The organism is Umezakia ovalisporum Ak1311, assembly GCF_029891685.1.
Classification (GTDB): Bacteria; Cyanobacteriota; Cyanobacteriia; order Cyanobacteriales; family Nostocaceae; genus Umezakia; species Umezakia ovalisporum.
Genome location: NZ_JANQDJ010000069.1, coordinates 1 through 23,348 on the forward strand (window position 1 = coordinate 1; position 23,348 = coordinate 23,348).

Here is a 23,348-nt window from a genome sequence, read left to right on the forward strand (position 1 = left end):
TCAACAAAACTGTTGACGGCTTTTGTGTCCATATTGCGGCTAAAATTGCCTCTCACACTCTACGTCTTTTGCTTCGTCGCCGTTTTGGTATTAATGTTCTCACTTTCCAGTCTCAACCTATTTAATTCACATTAGGCGTAATTTGCAATCCTGCATCATAATCAGCCACATAGGCGTAGTTCCCTACTACTTGCACACCATAAGCAGAGCCAGAGGTATCGTAACCCCCGGTGAGGGTGGGGTTGGCTGGGTTGCTGATATCGATAATTTGCAATCCTGCACCACCATCACCCACATAGGTGTAGTTCCCCACTACCTCTACACCATAAGCAAAGCCAGAGGTGTTGTAATTCCCCACAAGGGTAACCATAAAGTCAATCCTTAATTGGTAAAGTTAATAGTGTCTGCGGTGTGAAAATTTACATATTCAACCCGCTTAACTAAAATCTATGTTAGAACAAACACCAAAATTATGTCAAATTCGAGGTTTATAAGGTATAATGGTGGCAATTTGTAAACCCATTTCTGAGATGCTCAGTACTAATTAATTCAAGTGCTATTTTAATTAGACTATGGACTCCAGATGCAGTTTTTGGAGAAAATAGTTTTAGGAATGCTTTTAATTGTCACCACCAATGCTCAACACCATTGCTCCCATTACTGGTAGGGTCAGTACTCGTGAACCCAAGCTGCGTTCTTTGTCTTTTATCCCTTTAAAGTTAGCAAGTGTACCTGGGTTAATTAATTCAAACAGGTGCAATTCTATCTCTTCACTGGCTAGACCAGGTACGCTGACCCCGTGGCGAAAATCTGGATTTTCTTGTTTTTTCCGTGGTTTACCCATGGCTTTTTCAACGTCAATAATTTCGTCTTTGTGTTGACTTTTACCATTTAGCTTCCCACTCTTGGCATAAATTCATTTTTCTTAACTTGACATTAATGGCATCTTCTCCGCCTACCTACTCAGATAAAATGCGCTGTAATTTTCCTTGTTTAGCACAAGGACTTCAATTCAGAAAATTCCCTGGAATCGCTGTCAAGAATTTTTAGTGTAATTCTTCCATCGGTTATGCAAATTTTGCATAATTTCCTGTTAACGTCCCAGCATTTTATCGCGCAGATGCTTGATGCGATCGCGCAATTTGGTTGCCTCTTCAAATTCCAATTTCTTGGCTGCTTCTTTCATCTGTGCTTCTAACGCACCAATCAATTCAGGAATTTGTTCTAAAGGTAGTTCATCTATATGTTCATCAACAATTTTTAAATCAGTGGCATTTAAGCGTCGGGAAACATCTAAAAAAGATAAAATTGCATTACTGGATTTTTTTATAATCGGTTGGGGTGTAATGCCATAAGTGCGGTTATATGCCATTTGAATTCCACGCCTTCTATCTGTTTCATCAATGGCTTTGATCATACTGGCTGTGAGATGATCAGCATACATAATAGCTTGGCCGCGAATGTGTCTTGCCGCTCTACCGATAGTTTGAATCAGGGAACGCTCGGCCCGTAAAAAGCCTTCTTTATCTGCATCCATAATTACCACTAGGGAAACTTCAGGTAAATCTAAGCCTTCCCGTAACAAGTTTACTCCCACTAAAACGTCAAAATTACCTTCACGCAAATCTTGTAAAATTTCGATGCGCTCAATGGAATTAATTTCTGAATGTAAATAGCGCACGCGTATATTATGTTCTTGCAGATATTCAGTCAAATCTTCCGCCATCCGCTTCGTTAACGTGGTAATTAACACTCGTTCTTGGAGGTCTACTCTGTCTTTAATTTCCCCTAATAAATCATCAATTTGTCCTTCTGTGGGACGGACGGAAATTTCTGGGTCAACCACTCCGGTAGGTCTAATTATTTGCTCAATAATATGACCTGCGGAAACTTCTAATTCCCAATTTCCTGGGGTCGCGGAAACGAAAATACACTGATTTACTTTTTGCCAAAATTCTTCTGCTTGTAACGGTCGGTTATCAGCAGCACTAGGAAGACGAAATCCATGCTCAATTAAAACTTTTTTTCTAGCTTGGTCACCGTTATACATTCCGTGAATTTGGGGAACTGTAACGTGAGATTCATCTATGACTAATAGCCAATCTTGAGGAAAATAATCAATTAAACATTCTGGGGGTGCGCCGGCTTTTCTTCCTGCTAAATGACGAGAATAATTTTCTACCCCATTGCAATAACCAACTTCTCGCAACATTTCTAAGTCATAGCGTGTGCGTTGGTCAATGCGTTGTGCTTCTAATAATTTACCTGCTTGTTCTAGTTCTGCTTTGTGCTGCTTTAATTCAGACGCAATGTCACAACAAGCGACTTCTAACCGTTCTTGTGGAGTAACAAAGTGACGGGCTGGGTAGACATTAACAGCTTGTAAACTGCGAATAATTTCCCCACTTACAGGGTCAACATATCTAATTGCGTCGATTTCGTCGCCAAAGAACTCTACCCGAATAATTCTGTCTTCATAGGCGGGGCCAATTTCCAAAACATCACCCCGGACACGAAAACGTCCCCGACCCATTTCCATGTCGTTGCGGCCATACTGCACTGATGCCAAATCCCGTAAAATTTGGCGTTGATTTATTTCCATCCCTATTCGCAAAGGAATGGCAGCTTTGAGATATTCTGCGGGAATACCTAAACCGTAGATGCAGCTAATGGAAGCCACCACAATTACGTCACGGCGTTCAAAGAGCGATCTCGTAGCTGAATGCCGTAACATATCTATTTCATCGTTAATAGAAGCCGTCTTTTCAATGTAAGTATCGCTAACGGGAATATACGCTTCTGGCTGATAGTAATCGTAGTAGCTGACAAAATACTCAACTGCGTTGTGAGGAAAAAATTCTCGCATTTCGTTACACAGTTGTGCTGCCAGGGTTTTATTATGGGCTAGTACCAAAGTGGGTCTACCCACTTTTTCAATTACTGAGGCTATGGAAAATGTCTTACCTGTTCCCGTAGCTCCTAGTAAAGTTTGGTAACGGCTGCCTGTTTGGATACTGTTGACTAATTGCGCGATAGCCTGTGGTTGATCCCCCGTGGGAATAAAGGGAGCTTGAAGACAAAATCCTGTCATACAGTTGTTTTCAATCCGTGGAAAATACCCTGTCCCATGGTAACACCAACTCAAATTTACTTTTTGGAACTGTCGGTGCTACCCAATGCACAGGCTAACAATGCCTAACTGACAGCTTTTGATACATCAGTTTCTCCACTGAGAGATACCGTTCGTGGTAAAGTAAACAAACCTCTATCTGTTCAGAATGACACCTTATAAAGGCAAAACCTTTAACGGTGTAACAACAATACTCACTCTAGTAAATAGCAATATTATTTTACAATAATTTACAGTTTAAATTTACTTATGTATCCCTTTTAAAGATAATTATGTATTAATTAGCTTGTTTAAGGTTACACTCTTAATGTATGGAAAAAAAATCATTTTTCCTTAATTATTGTAAAATTCAGTTAATAAACTAGAGGTATCCGTTTACGAGTATTAGCAGCACTAGTGAATAAATTGATTCTCAATAACAGGATACCAAGCTGAAGGGGGAAAACACAGTGGAAGTTGAAAATAAGCAGGATAACAGCTTGAATACAGATCAAGGGCAGAAAGAGCAGGGGAAACTGGCCGTTGCTGGAATCCGTCCCATAGGAAGCAGTGACTTACAAATTGCTGGCACAGTCTCTATTTCTGGAATCCGTCCCATTGGCATCAGTACTTTAGCGGTAGCTGATACAGTTAGTATTATGGGAATTCGCCCCATCGGCGCTCATACATTTGAAATTGCTGACACTATTAACCTATCTGGTATTCGTCCAATTGGTTCAAGCAAACTAGCAATTTCTGACAAATATACCTCTTTTGGTAACCGTCCAATGGCATCAAATATTATTGATGATTCAGAAATTCTCATGGGTTTTCTTGATTAGTCCTCACAGGAATTGCCATAACTTTAATTACCCGGTTATTTGATATAGCCGGTTTTTTTTATTTTAATAAAACATTAATTTGGTTTTCTCATCAGTCTTTTTGTATAGATAGCTAATATACCTAATGAGGGAAGATAGTCAGCCAAACATTAACCTACCTTATAAAGGTAATAACAAAGATTTTTTCAAGTAAACCCTTGAGGCAAACGAGCTGCTCACCCTAAATCTTTACACAGTAAATTACTCAACCAAACATTAAAACTCCCTAAACATATCAAAACTGAGAAAGTATCTGTCAAAACTTACCGGTTCACTTGCAACGCCCCGGATTCCCCCGGGGGCTACTTCGCCAAACCCTGTTAATAAATCACATTACATAGTTTGTAACTGTTTGACTATCAGAGGTAAAAATGAATTTGCTAAAGCAGGGTCGCAAAATCGTGACTGCTTTGATATTAATTTTAGTGTTAACAATAACTACTGCTTGTGGTGGTGGTACTGTAACCCAGCCTGACCCCAGGGCTACCGCACCAGTGGGTCGTGATGTAACTTATGCACAACTAGAGAAAGGTAACACCGCAGCCGGACAAAGTTTTGGCGCGTGGGTTGTAGAAACATCTAAAGGATTAATTCAGGATGCTTATGTCCGTGATAACAATCAGCTAGGTGTTGTGATTTCTTCTGAAGTTAGCCCCAAGGAGGTGCGACCTCTAGCAAAATCTTTAGTTCAAGGTTTTGAGAAAAACTTTCCCGGTCAAAATTTAACTGTTTTTCTGTATGGGCCAGACAAAAAGTTAATTTTGACTGCTCAGTATGACAGGGCGACAAATCAAATTCAGTATAGCTAACTAAGATCAAGGCAAAAATTGCACTGATTAAACTAATTAAGGAGTAAGTAAAGTGGCTAGTAGTGAAGAATATAGACGGCAAATCATGAAGGATTTGTCCGAGGCCAATGTAGAATCTCTTGATAATGTTTCTTATGAAAACTTTGATGATTTTGCCCAACGGACAACAACCGATCAACGTCGTCAGTTATTTGGTAAGTCTGTAAGTCATGAACGGATACCTCCCAGCCAAATAGAACCGGAATTACAAAAAGCCATCGCGCAAATCAAACCCAATGAACGGGATGATGTAGCAAGGGCTTTTTTTAAACAATTTAAATCCAGAGGCTTAGACGAACAACCACTAGAACAGCAGTTAGCTCTTTCTACCCGCAACCCCAACCGGATGACTGCTGATGATGTGAGTAAACTTGCATCTTTCGCCTATCACAACCACCCCGATATTTTCCGGGATGTGCTGGCCGAACAACCGACAATTATAAAGTTTCTCAGCAATCCCATTGTGGCTGGGCTCATTGGTATTGCAGCGGCCAAGTGGTTAGGTAGTCGCAAGTAGGAAACATAACCTCCCCAAGGGGAGGTTTTAGCTTAGTTATTCAAAAATAGCGAAATAGTTAAACCTTTGCCAACTCTGGGGTAGGACGCTTACTGTTACGAATAGAAGATACAGCTTCAGCGTAATCTTTCGCCTTAAATACTGCTGAACCAGCAACAATGGCATTAGCTCCTGCTTCCAAAACCTGCCAACTGTTATTGGCCTTGAGTCCGCCATCTACTTCAATCCAAGGATCTAAACCGCGCTCATCACACATTTGGCGCAATTGACGGATTTTTGGCAATACACCAGGGATAAAGCTCTGACCGCCAAATCCGGGGTTAACGCTCATAATCAAAACCAAATCGCACAGATCTAGAACATATTCAATTAGCTGTAAAGGAGTACCGGGGTTAAGTACAACTCCGGCTTTTTTGCCTAATTCTTTGATTTGTCCTAAAGTCCTGTGTAGGTGGGGCGAAGCATTATGCTCACAATGTACAGATATAATATCAGCACCGGCTTTAGCAAAATCTTCCACATACTTTTCTGGTTCCACAATCATCAAGTGAACATCCAGTGGTTTGGTTGTGACAGGGCGAATCGCCTCCACAACCAGAGGACCTATTGTAATGTTAGGTACAAAACGACCATCCATTACGTCAACATGAATCCAATCAGCTCCAGCTGCATCTACGGCACGAATTTCGTCGCCTAAACGACTAAAGTCGGCTGAGAGGATAGATGGGGCAATCACAATAGGCTTTTGAGATGAATTTTGGGTCATGGTTAGTGGGTTTTAAAGCGTTCTCGTCTGTAAGTATTGTAACAAAATAGTGAACACAAGCTAATCACTTTGATCCCATCCTGTTTAAGCCGCAAAAGAAATATTTCCAAACAGGGAAGCTCAGGAAATAAAGAATAATTAATAACAACTAAAAAATTAACAACTCAACAATGGGCAAAAAATTAAGCTGGATAATTTGGGGATTGAGTGCTTCTTGGTTAACCGTACCTGTACTTGCTTCAGCAGTGCACAGTGTTTTGGGGAGTAATGGTATCGATGCGCTGAAATTGCACCAACCTCCTTATAATTTGCTTGGCCGCAAAATTGCCATTGGTCAGGTAGAAATTGGTCGCCCGGGAATGTTTGGATGGGATAAGGCAGCATCTCAAAATCGCAGTGTGTCTTTAGCGGCAGTGTTTTTACGTAACTTACCCGCTAAATCTAACACTAGTGTTGATTCCCATGCTCATAATGTTGCTGGTATAATGGTCAGTGGAGATAAGGCTCTACCAGGAGTTGCTCCCAAGGCGCGGTTGTATTCCTCAGCCGTTGGTTCGGTAAAAAACATGGCACAGGCAGAAGAATGCCTAAGCGCACAACACATAGCTTTACAAAATGGTCATGATGTCCGCGCTATCAACTTTAGTTTTGGTGAACCTCTCAACCGCGATAAGCGCCCTGATGCAGTTTTAGACGGCAATGCTTTACTAACTTTATGCCTTGACTGGTCTACTCGCGTTCATGATGTTTTGTATGTCATCGCGGGCAATCAAGGCACAGGGGGCATTCCCATTCCCACAGACAATTATAATGGCATTAACGTTGCTTTTTCATCCCCCAGGGGGGGTATTTTTAATAAAGTTGATGTCTCTAATCTAGCGGCTGTTAATCAAGGAGCCACTGCTCGGTTAGCTGGTAAGGAGTTTAATATTGATGGTCGTCGTTCTATCGGTCTGGTAGCACCGGGAAGTAATATTCCGATGTTGAATCCGGATGGTAAGTTGAATAAGGTGACCGGCACAAGTTTTGCTGCTCCCCAGGTAACAGCTAGTGTTGCTTTGTTGCAAGAATTTGGTGACCAACAGCTACAGAAAAAACAAGTTAATTGGACTACAGATGCTCGCCGCCATCAAGTGATGAAAGCTGTATTATTGAATTCGGCAGATAAGCTCAAAGACAGTGGTAATGGCTTGCATTTGGGTATGACTCGGACACTGATTGATAAACACAATAAAAACTGGCTGGCTTCTGATGCTTATGAAGATGCGGAAATTCCCTTAGATGCTCAAATGGGAACTGGTCATTTAAATGTTTATCGTGCTTATCAGCAATTTAGAGCTGGTCAATGGCAGCCCTCAAACCAAGTACCTGTTATTGGTTGGAATTATGGCATTGTCAATGCAGGGACTACTGTGGATTATGCCATAAACAGACCTTTAAAACAAGGAAGTTTTGTAAGTATTACCTTGACGTGGAATCGGTTAGTAGAACTAAATGATAGTAATAAAAACCAGGAATATGATCTGGGTGAAACTTTTAGCCATGGCGGCTTGAATAATATGGATTTATATTTAATGAAAGCAGATGCTGGTGTTGCTTGTGCCTCTGTCAGTAAAATTGACAGTGTAGAGCATATTTTCTGTCCTGTTCCGGCTACTGGTAATTATAAAATCCGTGTCCAGTTTCGCCAACAGGTCAACAAAGCAACTCAAGCCTATGGTTTAGCTTGGTGGAGTGTTGCTCACTAGGTAATAGGCAAAATTTGGTGAAAAAGCCCTAGAAAAGACCAATAATTAGGTATAAATTTGTGTGGTACGGCTCAAACAGATTTATAATTTATCTGCAATAACCCAAAAAAATTTCCATTAAGGATAAATTGCGACTAGCTAACAACTAAGGTTATAGCATCAACTATAAGTGTTGAATCCTGCAATAAAAATTTACAATTTTTACGTTTTGCCCAGATAAAGTTCATTGTCTATTAAGAATAGAGTCATTAATTGCTCAAATTTTGTATCACCCACGCAGAACTTGGACAGTCAACAGTCAACATTTCTGAGCATCAACCAGCAGGAAAATAGATGCTAACCAAGTTAAGTACATCACACAACCAAACAATGATACCTAAAAACTTTTTCGGCAATTCACAGTTTTCTTCAGATTTCCCAAATTCCCTTCCTCCTGTAGCCAAGCCAAGTCCTGAGTTTTATGCTATTTTTTCTCAAAAGGAAATTTTAGACTTAATTCGGATATTAGAACTTACAAAAGAAATTCCTTTAAAATATTCTTATAAAGGTAGAGGTGCAAAAATATGGAATAATTTTTATCAAAAATATATTATTCCTAAATGGTTTCAAAAGACGAATGTAGAAATTGATTTATTACAAAAAAACTTTGAATATATTAACGGTAGTTATCAAAATTCTTCTCAAGTCAATATTGTAGATGTAGGTGCTGGTAATTCTTATCCGGTAAAAAACATCATTGCTCAACTTAATAAATTAGGCAGAATTAATAAATATATTGCTTTAGATATTAGTCAAGAACTTTTAAACTTATCAAAAGCAAACATCAGTAAATGGTTTCCTGTTCTTCAGTTTGATAGTTGCACAATTGATATAGAAAATAGTTCTATTCCCCCAGAGATTTTGCTACACTCAACTAATGAGAATATAGCAAATATTTTCTTACATTTAGGTGTGACAATTGGCAATCACCAAAACAGAAGTAAGGTACTTCAAAACTTGAGAAATACTATGGATAAAAAAGATTTACTTGTCTTCACTAATGAAATTGGCTCTAACTCTAACTGGAATGGACAAGTCCGGGGTGGTTGTAAGTATCATGTGGATGGAATATATACATGGATTAAAGACAATATAGGAATTAGGTCTGAAGACTGCGAACTGGTAAGAAAATATGATTCGCAAACAGATAGCATCACTGCAAGCATAAAATTTAATCAAAGTTACACTTTAAGTTTTACTCAGTTAGGAATAGATCAAAACTTGGAGTTTGCCCAAAATGAAGAGATTGTTATTTGGAGACACCATAAGTATGAAATACCTGAAATGATACAAGAGTTAGAAAAAGCCGGATTACAACTTGTTCACCATAGTCGTAATCAATATTCATCACATATTATGGCTATTTGTCAGGTTAATAACAGTTAATTAACCATCGCAACTTAAGAAAAAAAAGAGACCAAAAGAAGCTATGATGTGGAGATAGCAAAGGTTTTACATCAAAATAACCCCCATGAAAGACACCGCCCTTGAGCCTAAGAGCGATCGCTCTTAAAAACCAGCCATGAAAGAAATCATTGCTACCAACCTCCCATATTATTTACGTGTCAAGAGCAACTTGCAGAACAAGCCTCTGTAACTCGCCAGAGCATCAACAACTACGAAAACGCCAAAACCTTACCAGACAGCAAAATCCTCTAAACCCTGGCTCGTGCTTTGGGCGTAACACTTGATGACCTGCTACGTCCTGCTAGTGTTGGACTGCCCAAATTCCGGTTCCGCGCCCATGCTTCCTTTGACAAAAATCCCCAGTTTGCAGCCCAAGTATTACGAATGCTGCAAACTTATAACGCCCTAGAACAAAATAAATTTGGAGCCTGCGCCCTGCTTATGGGTTCTATGGGCTGTTGAGTGTCAACAGCCATTACAGATATTTTTCACCCTGAAATAAGGTTTAATATCGGACATTTCCTCTAAAGCGCAGTAATCTTTGCACTAATTGATAACAGGAACGTTTTAAAGAAGTTGCCATACGATAACATTTGCGAACCATATTTAAGACAGAGTATGGTACACGCAGTCCAAGTGGGTACAACAAAGGGCGATATAACCAATAATAAGCTTTTTTGAGGTCCTTCCACTTTGAGCAGTTTTCTTCATGGAGAAAATCTGATATATCTACAACTAACCCCCTATTTTCGTGCATCATGACGTTACGACCGTGGACATCATGGGGATGAAGTCCGCGACTTTGGGCATAGTCGAGAGCTTCATCAATGTCTCGTATGACCTGTTTGGGAATAGGTAAACCCAGGTGCATACAATCATAGAGGGTTGTTCCATAAAGCCGTTTCAAAATTAAAAAGTCATCTTTGGCATACAAACACTGGGAAAATGCTGGATGAGAACCTAGACGACGATAAACTTCTAGTTCCTCTTCATAGCCTGGCCGTCCAGGGGCATAAATCTTCACCACAGAGTCAGGGTAATCAGGGTGGTAGACCACTGCGGCATAATTTCCGGCACCAAGGAGTTGCCACGGTTCAGGAACATAGCTAACTTTAACTGGATTTTGGGGATTGACGCTTTCAATTTGTAATTGAGGTAGCAGCTGCTGATAAATGCTTTCCAGCATTTGAGGTGGGGGGGATTTTTCCATCTTGGGGATAAGTATTGGGAACAGTAGGATTTTGTGAAGTGCTCAAAATCAATAATATACGCCAAATCTGCGTTGCCGCTAATGGTTCAAATCTTCCATCCCCTGGGGGTTAATCTCTCACAACAAGCCGCGATAATGAATAAATATCAAAACCACCGCCCAGGAGCCCAACCCGACTTTGATGGCAACCAGGATATTCAGCAAGGGGATAACACCGCCACTCACCAGTGCCCCTAGGTCTCCGTGGGGTAACTCTATGCCAGCTAAAGTGATAACCGCCAGAATAATAAAAACAAGAACCGAAACTTTTTCCCATGCAGCCGCATTCCAGCGCTGGTAAATAGACTGCATCCACTCTGTTGATGAAGTAATGGCAACTAGGCCAATGGCCGTTCCCCCTGCTACCCCGGCGGCAAAACCACCACCAGGACTAAGATGTCCCCGAATCGCCAGTTCGATACCCACCAAAGAGGAAATAGTCGCTCCCAGACGTGCAAGCACTATAGATGGTTGATCTGTGAACTGATAAATTGTGCAGAATGGTCTTTCATCAGCCAGGAGAAACCGCGCACCCATGACCGCAATTGTAAATACCACGACCTCAAATATAGTGTCATACAGGCGATTCCTGAGAATGATACCCGTAACTGCATTGGGTATTCCACTATCTTGGACAATTGATCCCACCATAGAGATATCCAATGATTTTTCTATCTCATTGGGCATGAAAACAAATATTAGATACAGGGCTATCCCCGCGGCAATGTAGACCCACTTCATAGATGTTTGTCTCCTGAGTTTGGGACATTTACATAGGTTAAGATTGTCAATGGTGATGAAAGTTCAGCTTCCATGATGTCATAAATGCGTTTAACCCTGGTTACAGTGTGATAGAGTTGCCCTTGGTCTTGGTCACAGTGCTCTAATGGCCATCGCTTCCTACAGGTGGTATGGACTTCTTTATCCATCAAAGCTCGGTTTAAGGCTTGGGTGTTGGTATAGGGAACTAGCTCCAGACGCAAATAATGTTTGCTAAACATTGTCCGTAGTTCATTTATTAATTGTTCAAAATCATCCTCAGCCTCCTCGGTGGCTCCTTGGCTGAGAATGCCAAGACGCACAACCAAGGATGAACGCACAGCAATGGCGTACAGTGTAATTGCCAGCAAAGTACCCATTAATGCTTGGGTCAAAGCAACATCAGCCGCCCCTAAAACTGCAAACACCAATGCTGCCACAGATCCCAATATGCCTTGGATGACTAAGGCATTGTATGGATTAACTTGAAGTACCAGCATGAAGGCGGATAAAGGCAGTAGGGCAGTTATCACATAGACATAACTATCATTCATGCTCATCTTCTCTCATAGAACAATATGCCAACACATAGCCCAGCACTGTATTCCAAATTGCCAAAGAAATAATGCCGAGGACAAGTAGAGGCCATTCACTAGGTATTTTGAGCAACAGCCCAAAAATAATACTCATTGATCCCAGGGTATCTGCAACCGAAAGACTATGGAGCTTGAATAACACCGAGCGATGGCCAATGAGGGGAACAGTTCCCCAAAACCAGAAGCCGATTCCTAACCCTATGCAGGCATAACTCAACAAGTCGATCATATATCACTCATGCGTTTCAGTAGATGTGCCAATAACATTAATCCAGCATTACCCACACTCAGAATGATGATCCCCACAACCCCAATCATCCAATCATCTCGTAAGACCGATACCATCAGAATCATAATTGATGTTTTGGTGGCAATACTGGCAAATGCCAACATTTTTTGCCAAATATCCTCATCCTGCCAAGCTTCATACATCGGTATGAGTAAAGCCAAAATCATGGCAATCAATACCAGATTCATCCTTTTTTCCTCCGTCGAATCCGGTGTACTTCGTACCAGCCTTGTTGGTGGTATTTCAAGACAATGGTTTTTGGTGTAAAAGTAATGAGAAATATATCTAGAAATATCAGTCCTGGTGTGCGTTGGGGTTTGACTTGTTCTCTGATTACATCTTCGTGCTGATGGGGACGAAAGATGATTTCCAATGCCTCCACATAGGCTTGGGGAATAGCCACTATCACTTCACCCAATACACGCAGCCAATCCTTTAAGGCTTCCGGGACTTTTTGACGACCCGGCAATAAAATTGCAACAGTGATACCAATGATGATATTTGCCAAACTCACATCAGAGGTGAGCAAAAACCAAATGGCCAACCGCAATATCAGATTCAGATGCCCAATCATGCCAATACCATCCCCAAGAGCAAGAGCAACATTAAACTCATTACCCCAATTAAATTCTCAAATTGCTCAAGTACACGTGGCAAAGTGAGTACAATTCGTTTAAAAATCAAAAAATATCCTAACCATCCCAAAGCAACGGTTACCAGTGCTTTTGTTATATTGGCAAGGGTATAAGCCTGGTAATACAAAGCGTTTGCTACCATCAACCCGCCGAGCAAGAATATTAGAGCTAGCCAGTAATTAGGTTTTAAGTTTACTTGTTGCTCTTGTTTATCTTGAGGTTTATGGGGAAGAAATATGAATTTTGCAAATACTATTACCGTTCCCACAGCCCCAACATTCATGATCATTCCTTGCCAGGGTAGCAGATTCTTCATAGTCAACATCTTCGCTTCAAAGCCGTATAACAAGGGAAAGCCGGACATGGAGAGACTGGCTATAACCAGGGCTATCCATAAGACAGTATTTATGGGCTGTTCTTGCAGTTCCTTAAAGTTGCGGCTCGGTAATATACCAGCTATGAGGAAGAGTGCTGACTTTCCTAGTCCATGGGCTAAAGCATAAAAGCCTGCCACAGCAGGTGCAGCAATAACCCACCCTAATTGAGAAATCGTGCTTAACGCTAGCATTCGCTTGGTGTCCTTTTCAAAGATACCATAGAACACCCCCAGCATTGCTGTCCCCACTCCAAAAATCCTGACAATGGGATCAATGTCATCCACAAGTAAAGCACAGCGCACCAAGGGAAAAACCCCTGCTTTAATCACAACTCCCGATAGCATGGCAGACACTGGAGTTTCTGATTCGGAGTGGGTTAAAGGTAACCACAGTCCTGACACAAAGATTCCCCCTTTTGTCAATAATCCCACAAAGATCAGGGCGATGGCTTGGGTCGGTGCGTTACCCAAACCTGCAAAAGCAAAGGAATGATTTGCTTGATAGACCAACACAGCACCCACCAGATAAAACAGCATTGCTGTATTGCTGACAAACATATAGCGCAGAGCCACCCAAATAGACCGATTACTCCGGGGATAGGCAATCAAGAGAAACGCTGCAATACCGATTACCTCTAAAGCCACGTATGAACTGATAAAATCAGCAGATATAAATGCGGCATTAACGCTGCCATGCAAAATGATGGTTTGCGTATAGAAAAAAGCAGTTTTATCAGTGCCCCAACAGTAGAGAATCACTGCTATAGTTACCAGGGCATTTGTTAATATAAAGTAGCCACTTAATTCGTCCGCCAACAATGTCACGCCAAAGTTACCCAGTAACTTGAGTGTTAACGGCCACTGATTAAGAATTAAATGCAGGGCATATCCAGCAGAAACACAAGGTACGGTCAGCGCAAGGTATCGGTTAAGTTTGGGGAGCAGATAAATAACGAACCCCAAAAAGAATGGTAGTGCGATCCAACTAATAGCTATGCCTGCCGAAGCCATGGTCATGTTATTCATGGGGTATTATTCTTTTCGATCTCGTTGCTTTCCAAGGTAGGATTATCTCGTGCCAACTTCATCACACAAACCAGCATTAAAGCCTGAATTGAGAATCCGATCACAATCGCTGTTAATATCACCGCCTGAGGAACTGGGTCAGCGTAAGCACGATTTTCGACGTTAGCAATAATTGGTGTGAATAGGCCATCTCGTGAAGCAATTAGCACGTAATAGGCGATAACCCCCGTACTCATGACATCCATAGAGATGATTTTCATCACCAGGTTCTTTTTCAGAATGATACCAAAAAAACCGCACAGTATTGTTGCGAATATGCACGCTTCTAACACAAAATTACTTTTTAAGTTGTGATATGAACATAGCCAAATTTTAAACTGTTTTCGACGGGGATTTAAACCCCGACTCATAACAGTATTCAACCAATTAAATTGGCTTTTTCCAATGATTCTTTTTCCCCTGGGGATTGTTTAAATGCAAACCGTAAACAAGGCGGCGCTAGGAAAGTTGTGAGAATCACCATAATAATAATCGCAGCTTGAAGTGGTTTATCAAGGGTACCACTAGCTGCACCAATCCCCGCAAATACTAACCCAACTTCCCCCCGGGGAATCATGCCTACACCAACTGCTAATCTGTTGATGCCAGGTTGACCAAAAACTGACCAACCTGTGACAATTTTGCCAATGATGGCTACCACAATTAAAAAGGTAGCAATTACTAATCCTAGGCGATTTTCTGGAACTAAAGGATTAAGAACCCCTAGGTCAACTTTCGCGCCAACTGTAACAAAGAAAACAGGTACTAAGATGTCAGCCACAGGTTTAACCTGCTCATCTAGTTCTTTGCGTTTATCTGTTTCATCCAAAACTAAGCCAGCTGCAAATGCACCTAAAATTGCTTCTAAATGAATGGCATTGCCTAAAAAAGCCATGAAGAAGGCAAAGATAAATGCTGGGATAATTAAGTTACCTCTGGTTTGCAACTTATTGGCAAGGGCGACAAAACTTTGATTGAAATATTTGCCCAAGAGAATTGAGCCAATGAGAAATACGGTGGCGCTGACAATGAGATAAATGACGTTGAAAATATCAACTTCACCAGTTTTGGCTAGACTGGCAACCACTGCCAAAACAATGATACCTAAAATGTCATCAATGACCGCTGCACCTACAATGATTTGACCTTCACGAGATTTTAACTGGCCAAGTTCTGACAAAACTTTGGAGGTAATACCAATACTAGTAGCTGTGAGGGCTGCACCAGCAAAAATCGATGGAATGACTGGGGCATGAAATAGCAAAATCAATCCCGCCGTCCCAGCCATAAAGGGAACCGCTACCCCAACACAAGCAACAATTATGGCTTGGTAACCGACTTTGGTAAGTTCTTTTAGGTCTGATTCCAAACCAATTTCAAATAACAAAATGATCACACCCAGTTCAGCAAGAACCGAAATGATTTCGCTTTGGCTTTGAAAAATTGATGTTACTGCTTCGGGACTAAGGTCATTGATAAATTCCAGGATGGTCATAATCATGGAATCCGAAGCTCCTGCACCACCGTCGGGAAATACGACTAAATGGAGAGCAGAAGCACCCACAACCACACCCCCAATTAGTTCACCTAAAACAGGGGGCAAATCTGCCATTTTAGACAATTCACCGCCAATTTTACTGGCTAAATAAATGACTACTAAACTAAGTAATACACCAGCTAAGACTATGGGGGCATTTTCCGCTTCGTTTGTGGTGGCGAGTAAAGGATTATGCCACAAGTTAACTATTAATTGTGAGAAAGTCATGGTTTCTATGGTTATATTCAGGGAAATGGTGGGTGGTTACCCACCTTGGTTAACTTAATTAAGCTTGATATTCCTAGGTGTCATGGCCATTTGCTCAGGAACGATATTGACTAGTTCCAGGGTTATTGCTGCCCACTGGATAGGAATTAACTAACTCAACTGCTTGCTTTAGTGCCTCTGAACGGGTCATGTACCAGTTATGTGGGGCTACAAAGTTCAAAACACCAAGTTTTTCTAAGCGGCGCTTCACTTTGACAGTTGCACCAGCAATTAGTACTTGACGACCTTGATCATGAGCATCTTGGATGGCATTTTCAACTGCTAAAGAAGCCGTTACACCCATCATAGGAACATCACTCAGGTCTAAAATCAGTACATCACAATCTTTCATTGCTGAATGTTCACGGGCGATCGCTTTGGAAACTCCAAAAATCATTGGCCCACTCAAGTAAAATAACAGTGCCCGTCCGTTAGCTTGATTGAGTAGTTCCTTCTCTTCATCGTTCAGGATGATAGCATCATCGGCATCGGTAATTGTCTTCACATCCTGAGATTGCAATTCAGAAAGACGTTCGATAGTTAAAATGTTAGCAATGAAAACTCCCACACCCACAGCAACAATCAAGTCAACAAATACGGTTAAGAACATTACACCGTACATAATCAGTGTACCCTTGAGGGACACTTTATGAGCGCGTTTCAAGAAGCTCCAGTCTAAAATGTCAATCCCTACTTTGAGGGCAATACCAGCCAGTACTGCCATGGGGATACTTTGAGTTAAACCAGCTGCCCATAACACTACAATTAGTAATATTAAGGCACGAGTCAAACCAGATAAAGCTGTTTGAGCACCTGTCTGGATATTAACCACTGTACCCATAGTTGCACCAGCGCCCGGGAGTCCACCACATAAGCCAGATGCTAAATTACCCAGACCTTGACCAATTAATTCCTTATTAGACTTGTGTTCAGTACGAGTCAAACTATCTGCAATCACTGCTGTTAATAAGGTATCAATACAACCCAACATCCCCAGCATTGCCCCATCCACCAACATGGCAGTGATTTGTGATGGGGTGAAGGTTGGTAATTGCAATGTTGGCAGTCCCATGGGGATTTCGCCGATTCTTCTGATTTCAGAATTCCCGAAAAATACCAGAGAAACTATTGTGACTACTACTAATGCTACTAGTTGGGGTGGAGCAAAGCGCTTGAGTTTAGATGGCATCAAGAAAATAATGGCCAGGGTCATTGCTCCGAGAATTGTTTCCACAGGATTAACCTTTGTTAACAAATCCGGCAAGTTTTGTACCATTCCTAATACGCCACCCTTGGGACTGGGTTGTCCCACAAAAGGCGCAATTTGCAGCAAAATCAGGATGATGCCAATCCCAGACATGAAACCGGAAATCACGCTGTAGGGCATGAGGGTAATATATTTACCCAGCTTGAATACCCCCAATATGATTTGAAATATCCCCGCAAGCATGACCACTGTGAATGCCATTGCCAAGCCGTTTTCTGGATTCTTGGCTATCATGGAACTAACAATAGCAGTCATGACCACCGTCATTGGCCCCGTAGGTTCGGAAATCAGTGTTGGTGTCCCACCAAATAAGGCGGCAAAAAAGCCCACGCAAACCGCACCGTAAAGTCCAGCCCCAGGCCCCACACCAGAGGCCACACCGAAGGCTAAAGCTAGGGGTAGGGAGACGATGGCGGCAGTTACACCACCGAATATATCTCCTCTTAAGTTTCTAAAATGGATGGTATTGGTAAATGTCATACTCGAGTTGTGGTTACAAAAACAGCAAAATCAAACTGATGACAGGCAATAGTTGCTACTCACTTTGAGCAAGTTGCTTATCTCATCTGCATGGAAAGTCGAGCAAAAAAATTAAATTTTTTTGCAACCCACCAGAATATTGTGCATTTCTACAGGGGAAATCGTTGGTTGCGAATCGCGGCTAGAAATGACTGATGTCAAAGAGAGTTCAAAATTTTGATTAAAAAAACTTACATGGTTTGCAAGTTTTGTTGATAACCAAATTTAATAGAGTTAACAATAGTTTACAGCCTCCTAGGTGAATATTGTTCACTCATTAACCCGGATTTTAAATAAAGATTAAATTATTGCCATAGATAAAAGGCTATACCTGTTGTCTGACTTTGATTACAATAATTAATAAGATATGTAAAACTTATATGAAGTTTTATTAAAAAAATTATTTCACCAAAAGATGAAATAAAAATTGAGCCAGAGAGCCTTTAATTGAGCTGCTATGATCTGAAGTATAAAATAACATTTAGTTAAGTATAAGTAAAAATAATTAAACTCATTTATGGGAGAAGTCAACTGAGTCCCCCTGGGAATTAAAAAGGTTTTCAACTAAGATAGGTGATGTTGGATCCCACATGGTTGTGTCATTGACAGTTCCCTGGTGGAAAAGATAAGCTTCCCAGGAAAAATGAGAAAAACTTTGTTAAGCACTTTGGTGTACTGATTTTCAGCCCTTGGTAACTTGCTGTTAGCTGGGGCTGATTTTTCAGTAAATTCTTAAATATACAAAACATACAGCATCAAACGTTGACTGTTGACTGTTGACTGTTGACTGTTGACTGTCCAAGTTGTGCGTCGGTGATACAAAATTTGAGCAATTAATGACTCTATTCTTAATAGATAATGAACTTTATCGGGGTAAAATGCAGAAATTGTAAATTTTTATTGCAGGATTCAACACTTCTGGCATCAAACTGATGATTGCTATTAATCAGATTCAATGCTGTTGGGATGTAAATAAACAATAAATATTACTAATCAATAGCTTGAGAAATTGAAATTTTACTAATAGTGGTTTTTAGTTAAAAATAAAAGAATAGTGAATTTCCCATATTTCTGAGGTAGAAATCAATGGTCATACTTGCAGAAGATGCTCAAGCTATTAATGTAGGACGTTTGACTGTTCAAACGGTAGAAATTGCCTCTAAAACAACTGCTATTCGTTGTCTCGATTGGGATAGAGAACGTTTTGATGTGGAATTTGGTTTAAGAAACGGAACAACATATAACTCTTTCTTAATTCAAGGTGAAAAAATTGCTTTAGTTGACACCTCACATCGCAAATTTCAGAAACTATATCTTGAGATAGTGGCAGGTTTAATTGATTTAAATAAAATAGATTATTTGGTTATTAGCCACACTGAACCAGACCATAGTGGTTTAGTTAAGGATATTTTGCACTTAGCCCCTGGGATTACTGTTGTTGGTTCTAAGGTAGCAATTCAGTTTCTCGAAAACATGGTTCACCAGCCATTTAAATCTTTGTTGGTCAAAAGCGGAGAGGGTTTAGATTTAGGTAATGGTCACCAATTAAAGTTTATATCCGCTCCTAACTTACACTGGCCTGATACAATTTTGACCTACGATCACAAAACAAGGATTCTCTATACCTGCGATGTGTTTGGAATGCATTATTGTGATGACCATACTTATGATGAATATTTCTCTACCATTGCAGCAGATTTTAAGTATTACTATGACTGTCTGATGGCACCCAATTACCGGTCTGTTTTAGCAGCGTTAAAACGAATTGAAAATTTAGAAATAAATACAGTAGCTACAGGTCACGGTCCTTTGTTAAGGCATCATATTTCCCATGGTTTCGATAATTATAAAACTTGGAGTTTAGCCAAAGCTAAAACAGAGATATTAGTTGCCTTACTTTATGCTGAAGATTACGGTTATGGTGAACATTTAGTGCATACTTTGGGACATGGATGTACTAAAACAGGTGTAGCTGTAGAATTAATAGACATTAATAGTGGTGAATTACAAGAAGTTAGAGAATTGGTATCTCAAGCTGCAGGGATAGTGATTGCTATGCCATCCCAATATTCAGTGACGGCTCAATGTGCTTTAAATACTATTCTAGCCGCTGTACATCAGAAGCAGGCTATAGGTTTATTAGAATCTGGTGGCGGAGAAGATGAGCCTGTTTATCCCTTACGCAATAAGTTTCAAGAATTAGGATTAGTTGAAGCATTTCCTCCGATTTTAATTAAAGATATTCCAGGAGAAAAAACAGAAAAATTGTGTGAAGAAGCAGGTACAGATATGGGTCAATGGTTGACCCGTGACCCACAAAGCCCCGCTAGCAATCTCACCAGTAAGAAAATTCAATCCATTAACCGCAACTTAGAACAAGCCTTAGGCAGAATTACCTCAGGACTATATATTGTTACTACACAAAAAGGAGAAGTTAAAAGTGCAATGTTGGCATCTTGGGTGACACAAGCAAGTTTAAGACCTTTAGGAGTTGCCATTGCTGTGTCCAAGGAACGAGCTATTGCGTCTTTAATGCAACTCGGCGATCGCTTTGTTTTAAATGTTTTGGGAGAAGACAACTATCAAGGATTAATGAAACATTTCCTTAAACGTTTTCCTCCCGGTGCTAATCGCTTTGAAGGAATAAAAACTTATCCAGCAAGTAATGGTTCTCCCATCTTGGTAGATGCTTTAGCCTATATGGAATGTGAAATCACTAGCCGTATGGATTGTGGTGACCATTGGGTTATTTACAGCACTGTTAAAACTGGCAGAGTAGCCAATGTTAATGCTTTAACTGCTGTTCATCACCGCAAAATGGGCAATCATTACTAAATCACTGACTCAGAATTTTCAATTACAGCCCAATCCCCAATTTTCGTTGATATGTACAAACCTGTTGTGGAAGATAATGAAATTTCTGTTTACGAAATCAATCGGGGTCGCATCGTCCGCACATTGGAATTTATTCAAGATGTAATTGTGGTTTCCTTGTGTATTGGTTTATTTAGCTTCATGGTAATGCAAGTGTGGGATATGTTTCTGTCGTTGCTTCCTCCTTTGGATTTCCATGTGGTTACCGCAGATATTTTGTTTCTGCTGATTTTAGTGGAACTATTCCGGCTGCTGATTATTTACCTCCAAGAACAACGCATATCTATTGGAGTAGCCGTAGAAGTTGCTATTGTCTCTGCTTTAAGAGAAGTTATTGTCAAAGGTGTACTGGAAACTAATTGGAGCCAAGTTTTAGCAACTTGTGCCTTTTTATTAGTACTGGGGATACTGTTAGTTTTGCGAGTTTGGATGCCCCCTAATTTTGAAGGTATAGACCCAGAAAAACAATATCGCAATCGCTATGAGCAAAAGTTAGTCATTAAGAAGTAAACCAACACAGGAGAGTATTATGAATACTGCAACATTCAATCGTCCCAGAGATGTACAAGTGGCAAATATTGGCGAAAATACACTCATTTTGCGATCGCGTACTTGGGAACGCCTAAAATTTGAAGTTGAGTACTCCCGTCAAAAAGGCACTACAGCCAATTCCTATCTAATTCAGGCTGACAAAAAAGCTTTAATTGACCCTCCTGGTGAATCTTTTACAGCTATTTACTTAAAGGAACTGCAACAATATCTGGACTTCACTAGCCTTGATTACATTATTCTCGGTCACGTGAATCCTAACCGCCAAGTTACCCTCAAAGAGTTGCTTTCCCTTGCACCCCAAGCTAAGTTAATTTGCTCTCGTCCTGCTGCAAATGCTTTAAAAAGTGCTTTTCCTGAGTGGGAATCACCCATTCAAGCTGTGGGTTTTGAAGATACTTTAGATTTAGGACAAAGACATCACCTGTCATTTATTACAGTTCCTACTCCTCGTTGGCCTGATGGTCTTTGTACCTATGACCCTAGAACCCAGATTTTATACACAGACAAATTTTTTGGCGCTCATATTTGCGAAGATACCTTATTTGATCAAGATTGGAAAAAATTAGACCTAGAACGTCATTATTTCTTTCACTGTCTTCATGCACCCCAAGGGAAACAAGTTGAAGCAGTTTTAGATAAATTGGCTGTTGTGCCGGCTAGATGTTATGCTCCTGGTCATGGACCAGTGGTGCGTTACAGTGTGAGTCGTTTTACTTATGATTACCGTCACTGGTGTCAAGGACAGAAATCTCAAGATTTAAAGGTTGCCTTGCTTTATACCTCTGCTTATGGTAGCACCGCAATTTTAGCTCATGCTATGGCCCAAGGTTTGATTGCAAATCATGTCAGTGTGGAGTCTATCAATTGTGAATTGGCAGACCCCAGAGAAATTACCCGTATAATTGAAGCTAGCGATGGTTTTATTATCGGCTCCCCCACTTTAGGGGGACATCCACCAACCCAAATTCAAACTGCTTTAGGGATAGTTCTTTCAACGGGAGGGAAAACCAAGTTAGCAGGGGTGTTTGGTTCCTACGGTTGGAGTGGTGAAGCTATAGATTTAATTGAAGGCAAACTCAAAGATGCTAACTACAGTTTAGGCTTTGAAACTATTCGGGTGCGATTTAGTCCCACACCAGAAACCCTTGAACAATGTCAAGCCGCAGCTGCGACTTTTGCCCAAAACTTAAAGAAAACAAAGAAACTGCGAACCTTCCGCCAAGTGGTGACAGAAGCGAAAATAGATCGTACTGAACAAGCTGTAGGAAGGATTATTGGTTCCTTATGTGTGGTGACCACTCGTGATATGGAAAGCCATAAAGGCATTTTAACTTCATGGATATCTCAGGCAACGTTTCACCCACCAGGAATTATAATTGCCATTGCTCAAGACCAAAATGCAGATTTAATGCGTCAACCTGGTGACCAATTTGTGGTGAATATTCTCGAAGAAAATCGAAATTTACGACGTTATTTCTGCCGTCAAACCACAATAGGGGAAAATCCCTTTAACAATCTTGAGACACAGGTTGCTAATAATGGTTGTCTAATTTTAACTCAAGCATTAGCTTATCTGGAATGTACTGTGACAAACTTACTAGAATGTGGCGACAGATGCTTAATTTATGCTGTTGTCCATCAAGGTGAACTGTTGGAACATAATGGTATGACTGCCGTTGAACATCGCAAATCAGGTAGTCATTATTAGATATCTCCCACAAAGAATATAGAGACGTTCCATGAACGTCTCTAGGAAGTTTGTTCTGGTCATTGGGAGTATTTGCAATTGCTTAATTTCACTATTTCACTCGGCGAGGTACACCCATAGCACCCAACACTTGTAGTGTAGCTATAGTATGCCCACACTACAATATTTCCATCATTCATCTGTGTAATTTGTTACTTGTAGTCTACTATATCAAGGGGGATTTAAGCTAAACGTCAAGTCTACACATAGACTTTAATCTATGTATTGGATCATAAATCATCCACCATAGATTAGAGTCTATGGTTAAGCAAATAAAATCATGATATAAGAATTAGTTAGA

The 23,348-nt window shown here is 40.6% G+C and carries 24 protein-coding genes and 1 pseudogene; 11 read left to right on the forward strand and 14 right to left on the reverse strand.

All coding sequences use genetic code 11. The features are described from left to right. Window positions 1-125 (forward strand): annotated as a pseudogene (locus NWP25_RS18845) (IS982 family transposase); the annotation flags it as partial. Here the strand turns inward: NWP25_RS18845 and NWP25_RS13400 are convergent. From NWP25_RS13400 to uvrB, 3 genes are all read right to left on the reverse strand, one after another. After that, window positions 122-370 carry an LVIVD repeat-containing protein gene (locus NWP25_RS13400; protein ID WP_280699579.1) on the reverse strand — a complete coding sequence of 83 codons (249 nt, stop codon included), beginning with the start codon at window positions 368-370 and terminating at the stop codon, window positions 122-124. The pseudogene NWP25_RS18845 and the gene NWP25_RS13400 overlap by 4 nt on opposite strands. Window positions 371-619: 249 nt before the next feature. Next, complete coding sequence (locus NWP25_RS13405; RefSeq protein WP_280650939.1) at window positions 620-844, reverse strand: hypothetical protein; 225 nt, start codon at window positions 842-844, stop codon at window positions 620-622. Window positions 845-1,093: 249 nt separating this feature from the next. Next, the gene (gene uvrB / locus NWP25_RS13410) at window positions 1,094-3,091 is read right to left on the reverse strand and encodes an excinuclease ABC subunit UvrB (protein WP_280650940.1); all 1,998 of its coding nucleotides are present in this window, start codon (window positions 3,089-3,091) and stop codon (window positions 1,094-1,096) included. Between the two features lie 488 nt (window positions 3,092-3,579). Here uvrB and NWP25_RS13415 point away from each other — a divergent pair, with 488 nt between their 5' ends. The 3 genes from NWP25_RS13415 to NWP25_RS13425 all read left to right on the forward strand — a co-directional run bounded on the left by NWP25_RS13415 (window position 3,580) and on the right by NWP25_RS13425 (window position 5,355). Beyond that, window positions 3,580-3,951, forward strand: a complete 372-nt coding sequence (locus tag NWP25_RS13415; RefSeq protein ID WP_313958988.1) for a hypothetical protein — start codon at window positions 3,580-3,582, stop codon at window positions 3,949-3,951. Between the two features lie 410 nt (window positions 3,952-4,361). Continuing rightward, window positions 4,362-4,799: a hypothetical protein gene (locus NWP25_RS13420; RefSeq protein WP_280699581.1), complete on the forward strand. Its 438-nt coding sequence runs from the start codon at window positions 4,362-4,364 to the stop codon at window positions 4,797-4,799. Window positions 4,800-4,851: 52 nt separating this feature from the next. Continuing rightward, window positions 4,852-5,355, forward strand: coding sequence for a hypothetical protein (locus NWP25_RS13425; protein WP_280650942.1), 504 nt, complete (start codon window positions 4,852-4,854; stop codon window positions 5,353-5,355). A 58-nt stretch (window positions 5,356-5,413) separates the two neighbouring features. Here the strand turns inward: NWP25_RS13425 and rpe are convergent, their stop codons facing one another. Continuing rightward, window positions 5,414-6,121 carry a ribulose-phosphate 3-epimerase gene (gene rpe / locus NWP25_RS13430; RefSeq protein WP_280650943.1) on the reverse strand — a complete coding sequence of 236 codons (708 nt, stop codon included), beginning with the start codon at window positions 6,119-6,121 and terminating at the stop codon, window positions 5,414-5,416. A 170-nt stretch (window positions 6,122-6,291) separates the two neighbouring features. Between rpe and NWP25_RS13435 the strand changes: the two genes are divergently transcribed. The 4 genes from NWP25_RS13435 to NWP25_RS13450 all read left to right on the forward strand — a co-directional run bounded on the left by NWP25_RS13435 (window position 6,292) and on the right by NWP25_RS13450 (window position 9,777). Further along, window positions 6,292-7,869, forward strand: a complete 1,578-nt coding sequence (locus tag NWP25_RS13435; RefSeq protein ID WP_280657440.1) for a S8 family serine peptidase — start codon at window positions 6,292-6,294, stop codon at window positions 7,867-7,869. Window positions 7,870-8,202: 333 nt separating this feature from the next. Further along, window positions 8,203-9,294: an L-histidine N(alpha)-methyltransferase gene (locus NWP25_RS13440; protein WP_280650945.1), complete on the forward strand. Its 1,092-nt coding sequence runs from the start codon at window positions 8,203-8,205 to the stop codon at window positions 9,292-9,294. A 222-nt stretch (window positions 9,295-9,516) separates the two neighbouring features. Further along, on the forward strand, window positions 9,517-9,567 hold the full coding sequence (locus NWP25_RS18720) for a hypothetical protein (RefSeq protein ID WP_369010994.1): 51 nt from the start codon (window positions 9,517-9,519) through the stop codon (window positions 9,565-9,567). A gap of 15 nt (window positions 9,568-9,582) precedes the next feature. Further along, window positions 9,583-9,777: a hypothetical protein gene (locus NWP25_RS13450; RefSeq protein WP_280699583.1), complete on the forward strand. Its 195-nt coding sequence runs from the start codon at window positions 9,583-9,585 to the stop codon at window positions 9,775-9,777. A gap of 43 nt (window positions 9,778-9,820) precedes the next feature. Here NWP25_RS13450 and NWP25_RS13455 read toward each other — a convergent pair whose 3' ends face one another. The 10 genes from NWP25_RS13455 to bicA all read right to left on the reverse strand — a co-directional run bounded on the left by NWP25_RS13455 (window position 9,821) and on the right by bicA (window position 17,835). Further along, window positions 9,821-10,525, reverse strand: coding sequence for a serine/threonine-protein kinase (locus NWP25_RS13455; RefSeq protein WP_280650947.1), 705 nt, complete (start codon window positions 10,523-10,525; stop codon window positions 9,821-9,823). A 117-nt stretch (window positions 10,526-10,642) separates the two neighbouring features. Then, window positions 10,643-11,305 carry a Na(+)/H(+) antiporter subunit B gene (locus tag NWP25_RS13460; protein ID WP_280699585.1) on the reverse strand — a complete coding sequence of 221 codons (663 nt, stop codon included), beginning with the start codon at window positions 11,303-11,305 and terminating at the stop codon, window positions 10,643-10,645. After that, window positions 11,302-11,877, reverse strand: a complete 576-nt coding sequence (locus tag NWP25_RS13465) for a DUF4040 domain-containing protein (protein ID WP_280650949.1) — start codon at window positions 11,875-11,877, stop codon at window positions 11,302-11,304. The genes NWP25_RS13460 and NWP25_RS13465 overlap by 4 nt, the downstream gene beginning before the upstream one ends. Beyond that, a complete protein-coding gene (locus tag NWP25_RS13470; RefSeq protein WP_280650950.1) occupies window positions 11,870-12,148 on the reverse strand; it encodes a monovalent cation/H(+) antiporter subunit G in 279 nt (92 codons plus the stop codon). The genes NWP25_RS13465 and NWP25_RS13470 overlap by 8 nt, the downstream gene beginning before the upstream one ends. Beyond that, window positions 12,145-12,396, reverse strand: coding sequence for a hypothetical protein (locus NWP25_RS13475; protein WP_280650951.1), 252 nt, complete (start codon window positions 12,394-12,396; stop codon window positions 12,145-12,147). The genes NWP25_RS13470 and NWP25_RS13475 overlap by 4 nt, the downstream gene beginning before the upstream one ends. Beyond that, window positions 12,393-12,782: a Na+/H+ antiporter subunit E gene (locus NWP25_RS13480; RefSeq protein ID WP_280650952.1), complete on the reverse strand. Its 390-nt coding sequence runs from the start codon at window positions 12,780-12,782 to the stop codon at window positions 12,393-12,395. Before NWP25_RS13480 ends, NWP25_RS13475 begins: the two co-directional genes overlap by 4 nt. Then, window positions 12,779-14,245 (reverse strand): cation:proton antiporter, encoded by a 1,467-nt coding sequence (locus NWP25_RS13485; protein WP_280699587.1) that lies wholly within the window; start codon window positions 14,243-14,245, stop codon window positions 12,779-12,781. The genes NWP25_RS13480 and NWP25_RS13485 overlap by 4 nt, the downstream gene beginning before the upstream one ends. After that, the gene (locus tag NWP25_RS13490) at window positions 14,242-14,577 is read right to left on the reverse strand and encodes a cation:proton antiporter subunit C (protein ID WP_280650954.1); all 336 of its coding nucleotides are present in this window, start codon (window positions 14,575-14,577) and stop codon (window positions 14,242-14,244) included. Before NWP25_RS13490 ends, NWP25_RS13485 begins: the two co-directional genes overlap by 4 nt. 86 nt (window positions 14,578-14,663) lie before the next feature. Then, the gene (locus tag NWP25_RS13495) at window positions 14,664-16,049 is read right to left on the reverse strand and encodes a cation:proton antiporter (RefSeq protein ID WP_280699588.1); all 1,386 of its coding nucleotides are present in this window, start codon (window positions 16,047-16,049) and stop codon (window positions 14,664-14,666) included. Between the two features lie 94 nt (window positions 16,050-16,143). After that, window positions 16,144-17,835, reverse strand: coding sequence for a bicarbonate transporter BicA (gene bicA, locus NWP25_RS13500; protein ID WP_280650956.1), 1,692 nt, complete (start codon window positions 17,833-17,835; stop codon window positions 16,144-16,146). Between the two features lie 1,125 nt (window positions 17,836-18,960). Between bicA and NWP25_RS13505 the strand changes: the two genes are divergently transcribed. The 3 genes from NWP25_RS13505 to NWP25_RS13515 are packed head-to-tail and all read left to right on the forward strand — an operon-like array spanning window position 18,961 to window position 23,008. Then, window positions 18,961-20,709, forward strand: coding sequence for a diflavin flavoprotein (locus NWP25_RS13505; RefSeq protein ID WP_280650957.1), 1,749 nt, complete (start codon window positions 18,961-18,963; stop codon window positions 20,707-20,709). A gap of 51 nt (window positions 20,710-20,760) precedes the next feature. Next, window positions 20,761-21,258 (forward strand): phosphate-starvation-inducible PsiE family protein, encoded by a 498-nt coding sequence (locus NWP25_RS13510; protein ID WP_280699589.1) that lies wholly within the window; start codon window positions 20,761-20,763, stop codon window positions 21,256-21,258. 19 nt (window positions 21,259-21,277) lie between these two features. Continuing rightward, window positions 21,278-23,008 (forward strand): diflavin flavoprotein, encoded by a 1,731-nt coding sequence (locus NWP25_RS13515; RefSeq protein WP_280699591.1) that lies wholly within the window; start codon window positions 21,278-21,280, stop codon window positions 23,006-23,008. Window positions 23,009-23,348 lie beyond the last annotated feature (340 nt).